The 12,857-nt window shown below is 48.0% G+C and carries 6 protein-coding genes; 2 read left to right on the plus strand and 4 right to left on the minus strand.

Annotated features, from left to right (window positions below):
- Nucleotides 1-336: 336 nt before the first annotated feature.
- Nucleotides 337-3,276 (minus strand): fibronectin type III domain-containing protein, encoded by a 2,940-nt coding sequence (locus N773_RS0105070; RefSeq protein ID WP_024856779.1) that lies wholly within the window; start codon nucleotides 3,274-3,276, stop codon nucleotides 337-339.
- 462 nt (nucleotides 3,277-3,738) lie between these two features.
- On the opposite strand from N773_RS0105070, the gene N773_RS0105075 reads away from it, so the two are divergent.
- Complete coding sequence (locus N773_RS0105075; RefSeq protein WP_024856780.1) at nucleotides 3,739-5,643, plus strand: class I adenylate-forming enzyme family protein; 1,905 nt, start codon at nucleotides 3,739-3,741, stop codon at nucleotides 5,641-5,643.
- A 1-nt stretch (nucleotide 5,644) separates the two neighbouring features.
- Nucleotides 5,645-7,465, plus strand: a complete 1,821-nt coding sequence (locus N773_RS0105080; protein ID WP_024856781.1) for an SGNH/GDSL hydrolase family protein — start codon at nucleotides 5,645-5,647, stop codon at nucleotides 7,463-7,465.
- A gap of 128 nt (nucleotides 7,466-7,593) precedes the next feature.
- Here N773_RS0105080 and N773_RS0105085 read toward each other — a convergent pair whose 3' ends face one another.
- From N773_RS0105085 to N773_RS0105095, 3 genes are all read right to left on the minus strand, one after another.
- Nucleotides 7,594-8,853 (minus strand): dockerin type I repeat-containing protein, encoded by a 1,260-nt coding sequence (locus N773_RS0105085; protein ID WP_024856782.1) that lies wholly within the window; start codon nucleotides 8,851-8,853, stop codon nucleotides 7,594-7,596.
- 122 nt (nucleotides 8,854-8,975) lie between these two features.
- Nucleotides 8,976-9,413 carry a hypothetical protein gene (locus tag N773_RS0105090; protein ID WP_024856783.1) on the minus strand — a complete coding sequence of 146 codons (438 nt, stop codon included), beginning with the start codon at nucleotides 9,411-9,413 and terminating at the stop codon, nucleotides 8,976-8,978.
- 841 nt (nucleotides 9,414-10,254) lie between these two features.
- The gene (locus N773_RS0105095; RefSeq protein ID WP_242840354.1) at nucleotides 10,255-12,663 is read right to left on the minus strand and encodes a right-handed parallel beta-helix repeat-containing protein; all 2,409 of its coding nucleotides are present in this window, start codon (nucleotides 12,661-12,663) and stop codon (nucleotides 10,255-10,257) included.
- Nucleotides 12,664-12,857 lie beyond the last annotated feature (194 nt).

Consider the following 12,857-nt stretch of genomic DNA (forward strand, 5'->3'; position numbering starts at 1 on the left):
GCGCGGCAATATTTACGGATAAAGTTTGAGCGTGGACGTTTGTTTGTCCACGCTCTGTATGCCTATATTGCCGCGCCCTATTTAGGCGGAAGATTGTTTCGCTTTTAAAGCTTACTGTGTATTTTAGTTTTGCGCCTTGATACGAGGGCTCTGCCCCTCAACAGTCAGCTTTGCTGACTGTTGCTCCATGCAAACTTTTCGCGAAAAGCTTGACCAAAAGCTCTTCTCCTTGGCTTTCTATCCTAAGTACAGCTATGTTATCTTCCTGTCAACAATTATGAATCAAAAAAGTCCCGAAACGCTTATATTTCGGGACTTTTTCGTATATGCTTATTTTTACTTCACAGTTATTGTGACTGCGTTCTTGATAGCGTTTGCAGTATCCCATGTGCCGCCTACTCTTGCAGCGATAGCTACTTTATAGGTCATGCCGGGTGTAAGGTTCTTGGGTGTTACATAGCTGTTGGTGGTGACGTTCGAGGTCTGAACTCTCCACTTGCCTGCAAGGTATACCGCAATGCCGTACTTGTCAGCGCCGGTTACCTTATCCCATACGAACTGTACCTGATGGAACTGCTCGCTGTAATTTACCTTGATGTTGGTAGGGTATGTTATTTCAGTTGAAGCAGCCTTGGGTGATGCGGTCACTGCGTTGGAATAATCGCTGTTCCACTTGCCGTTTGCGTATACCAGTACAGCAAACTTATAGTTCTTGTCTGCTGTCAGGTTCTTGACGGTATAAGAAGTGCTGCTTGTCTCGGCGATCTTCACCCACTTGTTGTTCTGTTCGCCGTATACAGCGTACTTCGATGCGCCCGAAACCTTGTTCCAGCTGAGCTTAACGCTGTTTTCCAGAGATTCGGTACTGATCTTGGGAGCCTTGACATCTCCGCTTGAAGTGTTGCCTGCGATCTTGCCGTATACTATACCGCAGCCGACAGTTGACATATATACCTTGCCGAATTCGTCCATATCGCCTACAAGATAGTTGCCGTTGCCTGTGCCGCCGTAGAGGTGGTCGGTGTTGATGCAATCCCAGCTGTTACCGCCGTCGGTTGAACGGTAGATGCCCTCTGGGTCGCTTTCTGCAGGTCTGCCGTACATATAAAGGGTATTCAGACCGCCTGTCTTTTCGGGTGCGCCGTAGCCCACTGTCTTAGCGTAGAATACGTTATCCAGTTTCTCGATGCTTGCGCCCTTGTTTGATACCTTGTACATACCGTACCAGCCGCCTGCAACGATGATGGAACCGTCACCCTGATAAGCAGGGTCGCCTGTGCTGTCGCACATATCATATCTGCAAAGGGTCTTTGCGGTGAATGTTGCGCCGTAGTCGGTGCTGATGTAGAAGCTGTAGTGGCACTCGTCAAGAGTAGGCTCTTTCTTGGTCATATCAGATGCCCAGTACTCGTTGTACTTAACGCCCGAAGCGTAAACTATCGAGGGGTCTTTGGGGTCAACCAGAGTGTAAACGGTCTTTGAAGCGTCGATGCCGCTTGACTTGTTCCAAGTCTTGCCGAAGTCGTCGGAATAGCTTACTGCGCCGTTAGCGCTGGTATTGATTATCCTGTAAGTACCCTTTTTCAGCTCGGTTATGGAGAGCTTGCCGCCTGTGCAGGCAGGCTTGAAAGCTGTCCATGTCTTGCCGCGGTCGAGGGTGTAATAAGCACTGCCTGTGTTGTTGCCGTCGCCGTTTGCGGTTCTTGCCCATACATCTGTGTTCTGGGGGCATACTGCGATAGCTGAGGTCGAACCCATGTTGGGCTGATACTGAAGACCTATCTTGTCTTCCTTCTCGTGAACGAAGCCGTCGTAGTCACCGATAGCCGAAAGGTCAAGACCGTCGGGAGTGCTTACGAAGTCGAGAGAAACAACTTCTTCGATACCATCGGGGTGGAAAGTGAATGTAGGCAGTTTATCCTGATCTGTGCTCCACAGATTATCGCATACGAACACGCCGTTGCCCGAGGTTATGAACATTCTGTCGTGGTTGCGGGGGTCAGTAACAACAGTGCCCGACCAGTGTATAGCCTTATCAACTATCCAGTCATAGCCGCCGTCCTGGAGATAGTTGGATACCAGAGGCTGGTTCCAGCCGTGGGTCTGTCCGGGTGAGAAATTCTGCCATGTCTTGCCGCCGTCAAAGGAACGGAAGTACTGGTCGCCCCATGCAGGACCATGTTCTTCTGTCCATTCCTGCCACAGCTGTGACTGCCACTTGCCGCAGCTTCCTGCGATAAGGTGGTCGGGGTTTGTGGGGTCAGCCCATACCGAGCCGAGACCGAAGTTAGTATCGAAGAGCTCAGTTACCTTACCTGTCTTGGGAGAATATCTATAAGCACCGCCGCTTGCACCGTTGAATGCAAGACCTGCGATGTAGGATATAAGCAGATCGCCATTAGCGTCAACATTGATTCTTGAAGGGAAAACATTGGTAGGCAGGTCTTTGCTGAGAACGCTGTACTTGTCGTCCTTGACATTTGCAACGTGAACGTTTGCAACGCCCTTTATAGATGTACCAACGTATACCTTGCCGCCTGTTATGGCGATGTTAGCAACGCCGTTCTGGTTGTTGTAAGCATCGGCAGTTACGGAACGTGCATTTACGTTGCCCCATGTAGGCCACTTGCAGGTGGTGCTGAAAAGTCCCAGATCGTCATAGCCGATAACAGGCTTCCATGTCTTGCCGCCGTCGGTGGACTTTATAAGTGCAGACAGTGACTTGTCGTCGCTCATAACGTCGCCGCCCGCATAGATGATGTTGGGGTTGTCGGGGTCTACTGCGATGGACTCACCGCACTGTCTGCCGTCGCCGTTGCCCATTACCTTGATAAGGCTTGTAACGTCTATCTCGGTGAAGGTCTTTCCGCCGTCGGTAGTCTTGAAGATAACGGTCTTCTCGGAGGAGAAGTAAGCACAGCCGCAGAGGAAGTATACGGTATCATCATCGGTAGGGTCGATAGCCATAGCGTCAACGCTCAGCAGACCGCGGTCAGCTTCATTGATAAATCCGAAGAGCTGTTCCCAGCACTCGGTATCGTAGTTGTACTTGTAAGCGCCGCCAACGTCTGTTCTTGCGTACATAACGTCCTTGCCCGTAACGATGCCCGATACGAATCCGCCGCCGCCTATCCTCAGCGTGCCCCATTCCATGGTCGAGGATATGTCCTGTGCAGATGCCTGAACAGCAGCGATGCCCATACCTGCAAAAGGTACAGCAGATGCTGCCATGCTCATGGCGAGAACCCCTGCAAGAGTCTTCTTGAATAAATTCATAATTTAACCTCCCTGAACAAAATTAGGTTGTGGTATTCTTCCTATTATGTTGTTATTTTAACATAGTAATATTTCAAGAATACGGTTAAATTTTGAACATTTTTATATAAAATAATAGAATTCTTAACTGCGATACCAAAAAATGAAACAAACCAGAAACAGTTTCAAATAATTATATTTTGCAAAAAACGCAGAGCCCGATCCTCTACTGAAAATAATGTAAACGATTAAGTGACGCTGACACGCGGTTTTCACTTTGTTACCAAATATCTTAAATCCGATTAAGAATGATTTAAGGAAAAAGTAAGGAAATCGTTTAAGCAGTTAAGGACTTTTTAAGAAATCGGTGATATACTGAAAAGCGTCGGGAAGAGAGACACCGACAGGGGGAGAATCATTCAGAGATCCCAACCGCAGGAGCATACATATATATAACGCTCCCGAAAAAGAAAGGACAAAACTATGAGGACGACAACACAGATCAACACAAGCACTATCGAGAGAAAGTTCCCCGAGTGGGCAAAGGTAGACCGCGTCATCAACGGCGCGAAGATCTACAACATGAATATTTTTGATAATATCATGACCTTCAATCAGGACAATCTGGACGGTCCTGCCTTTGATTATTTCGGCAGGGTGATAACTTACGGCGAGCTTCCCGCGCTGAGAGAAGCCTATGCCAGAGGACTGAAGCTGGCAGGCGTAAAAGAGGGGGATGTTGTTACGCTGTGTATGCCCGTAAGCGTTGAGAACCTTATGATGCTTTTCGCCGTGAACCTTGTAAAGGCAATAAGCAACAATGTGAACTTCCTTTTCCTCAAAAACGATTTCGAGCTTTACACCAAGGACAAGGGCTCGGAAGTCATCGTTACCCTTGACGCATTCCTGCCTTATTTTGTTGACCATCTTGCAGACAGCGGTGTCAGGAAAGTCATCGTGATGAACCTTGACGACTATCTCCCCGAGGATAAAAAGGGTATGTTCCTTGATACTTCGGAGATGCCCGAACAGATGCAGGAGGTATTTGATATCGGACAGATAATGGAGTGCCTGAATAATCTGGATAAGATCAAGGGCGTTGAGTTCATCAGGCTGGAAGACCTGAGACAGGCAGGCGAGGAAAGCGATATCCCTCTGGACTTAGGTCCCACCGACCTTGACCGCGATATCAGCTACTTCTACACCAGTGGTACAACAGGCAGACCCAAGTGCGTGGTATACAAGGAATACTCGATGAACGCTTATGTTGAGATGCACGCAGGACTGGATACACAGAACTACGTGGGCGAAAGAAACTTCCAGTGCATACCCCTTACACATATGACAGGCGAGAGAGTGTGTGCGATAATGCCGCTGGTTAGGGGCGGTACCCTTGTCCCCAGACCTATATACAATAAGTATACCTTTGCAAGAGACCTTTCAGAGACACAGTGCAACTGTGTTGTGGCTACCGCAAGCTTCTACCTGATGAGCGTAAGACAGGGCGTGCTTTCACCCGATGCGCTGTCCTGCCTGAGAAGACCTGCTTCGGGCGGAGAGGCTGTAAATGTCAGCGCTGTACGTAAGATAGACAAGTGGCTGAAAGACAACGGCTGTGAGGTAAGATATTCCATCGGCGGCGGTGCCAGTGAAGAGGGCGGCGCTACTCTGGTAACATACTTCATGGATGAAGCCACCAAGACCAACGAGACAGGCAAACCCCTTGACCCCTATATCCGCGTGAAGCTTCTTGACGATGAGGGCAATATCATCACCGATAACGAAGTTCCCGGAAACCTCCATGTTACAAGCCCTGCATCGGCTGACCGCTATCTCGATAATCCCGAAGCCACAGCGGCACGCTGGTATTTCGACGAGAACGGCACAAAATGGGGCATCACAGGGGATATCGCAGTAAGACACGCAGACGGTTCATATACCATTCTCGGCAGAGGTTCCGATTCCTGTGTTGATGAGAACGGCAAGAGGATATTCCTCTTTGAGATAGAAAGCTCTCTCGATGAGAAGGACCCCATCAGCGAATGGGAGATAAGCGCATTCAAGAACGACAGGGGCGGATATGACGTTGTAGGACAGATAATCCTCGACCCCGACCGCGCAGAGCCTACCCCCGATCTTGTAGAGTACATCTGCCGCAAGTACAAGCTTGACGCTGTGAAGTTCTACAATGAATTCGAGATAGGTGAGATAACAGCAAAGAGAGATTATATACTGCTTACTCACGATTACAACGGCTACTATGCACCATGCAGTAAAAACCATATGATGGTGATAAACTATTCCGAGAACGGTGACACCGTAAAGATAAGGGTCAGAAAAGACCATAAGATAGAGATAAATGAAAAGAAGACCAAGGAGGACAACTAAAATGAGAGGACAGAAATTTATATCGGCACTTTGCGCTGCAATGATGTTGAGCAGTGCCACAGGTCTTAACGCATTTGCGGAGAAGAATGATACTCCCGCGCCTGCTGCGAAGAAGACTTACAACTACGTGGCACTGGGTGACAGTATCGCCGCTGGCTACGGTCTCGGCAAGGATAAGGGTATCGCAGGAGACCCCGCACTGGTCATTACCGACAAGCTTCTTGCTGACCCTGTACAGGGTGCTTATCCCGCAATACTTTCGGGCAAGCTGAAAGAGCTGGGTGCAGAGTTCGGTGCTGATGTTCAGGGCACTAACCTTGCATCTACCGCATACCGTGCGGCTGATATCGAAAAGACCATCAGACAGCAGGGCTACAAGGGCGAATTCGCCACTCAGATACTTGAAACCTTTGGCAGTCAGGGTGCAAGCGAGGTCCTTGTACCTTACCACGACATCTATCAGAAATATCTGACTCAAGCTGACCTGGTAAGCATCCAGCTGGGCGGCAATGACATTATAATGAGCATTATACCCGAAATGCTGGTACATGAGAATCCCGTTATAAGGGCTTCGGCTACATCACTTATGTTTACCCTCTTCGGCACTGACACAGAGACCGCTATGGGTGCAGGCTTGCAGATCATCGACCAGAACAAGGACAGCATAACAGCTGATACTTTCCTTGAAGCCGCTAACTACATGAAGAATATCGGCTCTAAGGCAGAAGAACTCGTACAGCAGTCTGCCGACCATGTAAAGGGTGTTGTTAAGGCTGTTCAGGAAGTAAACGGCGATGCAGATATCGCTCTGGTGGGAATGTTCAATCCATACCGTACCGCCGAAGAATCTGCTGATGTGGAAAAGGACATACTTGCTGTACTGGGACCCATCTTTGCCAAGGCTTCCGATACCGCGGCAGAGACCGAAGATATGACCGATGCAAAGGGCGAACCCACAAAGGAATTCACCGAGACTATCAACGAAAAGGTCGCAAATATCACCGAATTAAAAGAACAGCTGGAAAAGCTTTTCGGTTATGAGCATATGGCAAAGGTCATCGATACCCTGGATTCCGCCGAAACTCTCGGTGAGTTCAAAAAGGCTGTAATGGATTTCGGTGTTGAAGATTCAGAGGCTCTCGAAGAGATATTGAAACAGTACACCGATATCGAGGAACTGAAATCTGCACTCGATGTTATCGGCAGTGGTGAGGACGTAAGCGAACTCCCCGATGTTGCAAATATTATCGGACAGTTCAGCAATTCCGCGGAAGCCGCTGAAGCCAAGGCTTTTGCAAAGCAGATAGCAGCTCCCGCAGCTATGCAGCTGGCAGGCAAGAACGTTGATCCTCAGATCAAGTCACTTAACGAGAAGCTGAAAGTTATCGCTAAGGAATCAGGCGCTGTATATGTAGATGTATACGGCATATCCCCCGAAACTGACTTCGACCCCCACCCCAACGCAAACGGTCATAAGGAGATAGCTGATATCGTATTCGCTTCCGTAAAGGGTATGGCAGCTGAAAGAATGTCGGACGGAAGAAAGGTTTCCGATGTTGAAGATGTTACCACAGCCGATGAAGTAACTACCTCCGACGATGTTACTACCGAAGATAACGACAGACCCCTTGGTGATATCAGCGGTGACGGCAAGATAAATGTCACCGATATAACGCTGGTGGCTGCCCACGTAAAGGGCAAGAAGCTACTCGCACCCGAGGCTGTCATCTATGCAGACATTGACCGTAACGGAAAGCTCAATGTTACAGATATCGTTCTCATTGCGGCTCACGTTAAGGGCAAAAAGCTTATTGCAGGATAAGAACTTCAATAACAATACATAGCAAAGACCGCAGACGGTGCTCGTCCTGCGGTCTTTCGTTCTTTATACAGTCATAAAAAAGGTTCGGAAAGATCAGTGCTTTCCGAACCGTATATCATGCATTTAGATCAGTGTATTTCGGATACCGTTCCCGCGATGAACTTTGCCAGTGTGACTGCATCATTGGAATTTACCGCACCGTCGCCGTTAATATCGCATACAGCCTTGTTAAGGGTCACGTTTTTGCCTGCAAGATACTGTTTCAGCAGAACAACGTCCATAACATCAACTTCACCGTCGCTGTTGATATCGCCTTTGAGGTAATTGTCAGGCTTTGCGGTGCTGCCCTTTACCAGATAATAGGTTATATCGCAGTACGCCCTGAATGAAAAGTTCTCTCTTACATCGTCGGAAGAACCGAGCTTTGTGACTTCTACAGGTTCGCCAAAGACATCATATACCGTAAATTCAGTGCCGGGTTTTACGGATACGATGCCCGTGCCTGTGCTCTTGTCACGCATGAAACCCCATACAGCGCTCTTTGAGAATGCACCGTCAACTTCCATCAGGTAGTCGCTGGTAGCGAAGCCTTTTCCCAGTACTATCTCTTCCTGCTTGCCCATTGCATTGGTGTGGGTAACAGTGAAAGGACCATCATCGGGTATCAGCGGGAGCATCTGCACATCAAAATCTCCGGGCTGAACGTACTTTCTTACAATGAAAAGCTTGCCCGAGTAGGTGGAGCTTGGAAGAGTTATCTCGTTCTTGCAGGTACTGCTTGTGTGAGTTACCGATATCTCTTCCTGACTGTCAGCGTAGTATACCTTTACGGGCATATCCATGTAAGTTTTGAAAGACAGCTTTCTGCCGTTTCTCTGAACATCAAATACACCGCCCGTGATGGACTTGTCAACGTAGAACATATCCTGCTCGTTGAAATAATCGGGGAAAAGGTAGATGTAGCTGTTGCTCACACCGTAGAATCCATCATCGTGCTGAACTCGCTTGTAGGGTTTCTCAACGGTGAAATCGCCGTAGGGTGTGAATTCAGCCTTGTAACTGTTCATTATATTGTCATAATCATCGCAGGGATACATAGTGCCGTTGACAGTGTAGGTAAAAGGCGAAAGCGAGAACATTTTTATCTCATACTCATCGGTCACTGTATCGCCCGAACTCAATTCCTTGCCGTTCTGCGAAGCTGTGACGAAGTCAGTGTTGTTTGTGAACGAGAATGAGCGCACTTCTTGATTGGAGAGTTCATAGGGTATAATGGGAAGGTCAAGTGCTGAAACAGTGCTGTGACCCGGTACAGCAGTCGGGAATGATGCAGTTATCATCACCGCGAGAGCCGAGGCGATCATTCTTTTTGAAAATATACCTTTCATGTTATCCTCCTTGAAATGTGATATAGTCATATAATATAATATTGTAACATAATTTGTTTAAGAAGTCAACAATTATTGTGTGAAATGTGTATGACTTTCAACACGGTGATATCAGCACGTATTTACGGATCGACGGGTACTATCGGCAGTTCGATCTCATCAATGCCGTGACCGTTCTCAGAATCATTGCCTGATGAGTTTTCATTTTCGGAACTTTCATCGTCACCGATGATAAAGTTATCCTGCGAAGAATTATCTGTGTTATCTTCGGAAAGGATCGGTATTTCGTTATCGGATATGGTATCCTCGGTAATTATATCTATCTCGGGGTTATCAGGAGACGGGTCACTGTTGAGGGAAATTACATCGTCTGAACTTTCGACCGAAGATTTATTATCCGCAGAAGTATCTTCCGTCGAAATACTTTGTTCTTCCGACGATGAACTAACCATCGGCTTGCTGTCTGTAACATTGCTTTCGGGACTGTCTGCTGACTTGCAGCCGCAGAAAGTCAGTGCGGTAGTCAGGGCTATCATAGCAGTTATGGTTTGTTTCAGCATGATATCACGCCTTTCATTTGATATCTGTTTTGCTCAATTATAGCACAGACCGAAGGAAATGTAAAGCGGAAGATTACTTATAATTCATAATTGTTGGCAGGACAACAACGAAGTTTAGTAAGTATGCCAAGGAAGAGAGCCTTGGCTCAAGCCTTTCGCGAAAGGCTTGCGGGAGTTTGAGGGCAGAGCCCTCAACTCAAGGCGCAAAACCAAAATGCACATCAAACATTAAGAGCAAAACAAACTTCCGCCTCAAAAAAGGCGCGGCAATATAGGCATACAGAGCGCGGACAAACAAACGTCCACGCTCAAACTTTGTCCGTAAATATTGCCGCGCCTGTCATCGGACAGCGTAAGCGTTTCCGATGACTCGACCCGAGGGCGCTGCCGACGCAGTCGCAGCTGAGGGGCGACCTGATACCGCAGTGCTTGGGATAAGAGTTCTGCACTTTTGCAGGTATGAAACAGATAGCTGTTTTTTATTTTGTGGCGATGGGTTGTTGGCTAGTCGATGGTTGAGTTTCGGGACATAGCTTTGCGAGTTTTCGCCCCTCCTACGTCGGGTCGAGAAATCAACGAGCGTTCCGCCGTTGATTTCGGGCGCGGCAATATGTTTACGGACGCAGAAAGAGCGTGGACGTTTGTTTTGTCCACGCTCGATTATTTTGATTATTGCCGCGCCATTTTGGTCGGTAGATAGTCTGCTATTGCTTTTTGGTTTGCCACGTCGCCTTTGCGCCTTGACCGATAGGCTCTGCCTCTCGTGCTCTCCGCAAGCCTGCTAGCGCGAGGCTTGACCGCGCGCTTTGTTTCCTTGGCAGTTTTATCTCAGTACTTGCTATCAATACCACGCATCAAAACACGGCATCACTGCTGAATTCGTCATTCTTCTGGATACTATCCTGAGTTCATCTGTATTCTTTGCCGAGTTAATTTCCGAAACCAGAGGACTGTCGCTCTCACGGTTTGCTATGGGTCCTGTTAAGTCAGGCATACTGTCAGGTGAGAAAGCAAGGACTTCATATCGTTCAATGCTGTCTCCCGCAAAATTCAGTGCAGTCGATGCCTTTTCAGGCAGTACGTATCCACCCGAAAGACTTATTACAAAGTCGAACTCCTTGAATCCGTAGTACTGTCCGCAGCCCGTTACCGAGATGGTCGCCGTGCCCGCAGAGATATTGTTATAATACTTGATGATGTAATCAACATTGCGTACAAGCTTAGTGCCGTTGAGTATAACGTTGATATCGGGCTCGATGCGCCTGCCTGTGAATCTGTAAACAGGTCTGATATCGCAGGTACATCTGCTGAGCGAAGCTTTAGTTCTGATATTCAGCACCTTTGAACTGCTTTCGGTGACAGCCTCGCCTGTATCAAGCAGAGAATCTATTCTGTACTCAAAACCTGTGTTTGAAGGCAGAGATTCATCGGAGAACGAAGGAGTTGTTACCTGTGCCACCTCGGTGAAGTCCTCCTCACTGCCCGCAAGTCTACGCTTTATCGAGAAGCCGTCGGAACCGCCCTTGCTCTTCCATGAAAGCTGAACATGGTCGCCGTAAACGCCGTCAGCCACAAAAGATGTAACAGGCATAGCATATACCTTGCCCTTATAGTTCGCACCTTTGTTTTCTGTAAAAGTATTAGCATTTACATAAGCACTTGAACCTTCACCCGCAAATATGCCGTACTCGGTACAGCCGTTTATCTTGTTCTCGGTGACGTTTATTCCCGAAGCACCTTCCACCGCAACGCCGCTGTAGCTTGCCTTTACGGTGTTCTTGCTGACCTCAGCCTTGGATTTGCCCGAAATATATATACCGCTCTGGGAAGAATTTTCAACGGTATTTCCCGAAATGGTGACCACAGCGCTCTTATCAGCCGAGATACCGCTGCCCGCGCTGTTAAGGCAGGAATTCTTTTTGACAACTCCGCCTGCGCCGCCTACAACAGATATAGCATCTGCCGAACTGCCGATTATGCTGTTGCCGCTGACAGTGACATCGTTTGAAAATTTAAGGCTCACCAGACTGCTGCCGCTCTTGGTGCCGTCGGTGGGTGAACCGATGACGTTTGACTCCACGAACACGCCTGAAGCATCGTTCATCTGAACAGCCGAACCCGAACTGGTGATATTGTTTGAGCTTATATGCACTCCGCTGACCTTATAATCGTGGTCGGGCAGACTGCTGTTCTGCACAAGCTTGCCGTACAGGCTTATGCCGAAAGCATTATTGCAATAGCCTGTACTATTGGCACTGATGGTATTATTGTTTATAACGATATCGGAAAAATCGTTTATCCTGTCATATACGCCGTCATAGCCCGCAACAGGTGCATTGTATCCCGAATATTCCAGATATGTCATATTCCTGAAGTCGATGCCGCAGCCGACACCTGTCATACTGTTGCCCTCGATGGAACAGCAGCGGTAATTCTGCATAACTATTGCGGTCTCGTAGATATTGCTGAAAGTGTTGCCGCCGATATAGAAATTGGTATAATACTTTCCGACCGTGGCAGAATGGGAACCAACGCCGCGCATTATGTCATAGAAGCTGTTGTTCCTTATTATGACATTATCGCAGGGCGTATCATCGAAAGGCGCATAGCCGTCAAAAAGATTTGCGTTATTGAGGATATCGAACTGAATAGCCTCTTTGAACTTCTGTCCGTAGTATTCATGGAAGCTGCAGCCTTCGATGGTGACGTTCTTGATGCCGCCGAGTTCCAGCATATGGCAGTTGTAGTTATCCTTGAATTCAACGTTCTTGACCCAAAGGTCGTGCAGATGTCCCATACGTATGGCAGAGAAAGCCTTTACGCTGCCGCCGCCCGTATTTCCGTCAAGACAGCCGCCCTCAATGACGATATTCTCAGCACCGTTAAAACCGCCGTTGCCGTCGGTATTGTTCATAAGGAGCACGCCGCCCACGAAATCCTTGCGCAGTGTGGCATTATCAAGATAAAGCCATGTATTGGAGCTTATGTACAGCCCTTTGCGGATACTGTACGTGCCCTCGGGTACTATGACCTTTACCTGCACCGAATCACTGCCCTTTGTTTTTGCATAGTCAAGTGCTTTCTGTATGGCAGCAGACGAATCCTTTTTGCCTGTCGGGTCTGCGCCAAGATCGGTAACGCTGACCGCAATGGCGGAATCATATCCGCTTATATTTGCGCCTGTTGCATGACTGCCGCTTATTACGCTGTAATCATAGGCACTTGCAGTTAGCATAAAACGTCCCGACATAAGCAGAGCCGCCGCCGATAAAGCAGCCGTCCACACTGACAAGACGCGCACCAAACTCTTTAAGTTCACTCAGCCTCTATCCTTTCGCTTATCTTCTCCATTATTATCTCATTATAATTCATGTCCGCCGAGAGTTATGTATATTTTTGTCGGCGAAAAAACGGAAAACGTCACCGAGGTCACAGCTTTGAAAC

The sequence above is a fragment of the Ruminococcus albus AD2013 genome, from assembly GCF_000526775.1.
GTDB lineage: Bacteria > Bacillota > Clostridia > Oscillospirales > Ruminococcaceae > Hominimerdicola > Hominimerdicola alba_A.

Coding starts and splice junctions, on each gene's coding strand:
- N773_RS0105075 (WP_024856780.1), top strand. CDS start 3,739: ATGAGGACGACAACACAGATCAACACAAGCACTATCGAGAGAAAGTTC.
- N773_RS0105085 (WP_024856782.1), bottom strand. CDS start 8,853: ATGAAAGGTATATTTTCAAAAAGAATGATCGCCTCGGCTCTCGCGGTG.
- N773_RS0105080 (WP_024856781.1), top strand. CDS start 5,645: ATGAGAGGACAGAAATTTATATCGGCACTTTGCGCTGCAATGATGTTG.
- N773_RS0105090 (WP_024856783.1), bottom strand. CDS start 9,413: ATGCTGAAACAAACCATAACTGCTATGATAGCCCTGACTACCGCACTG.
- N773_RS0105095 (WP_242840354.1), bottom strand. CDS start 12,663: ATGTCGGGACGTTTTATGCTAACTGCAAGTGCCTATGATTACAGCGTA.
- N773_RS0105070 (WP_024856779.1), bottom strand. CDS start 3,276: ATGAATTTATTCAAGAAGACTCTTGCAGGGGTTCTCGCCATGAGCATG.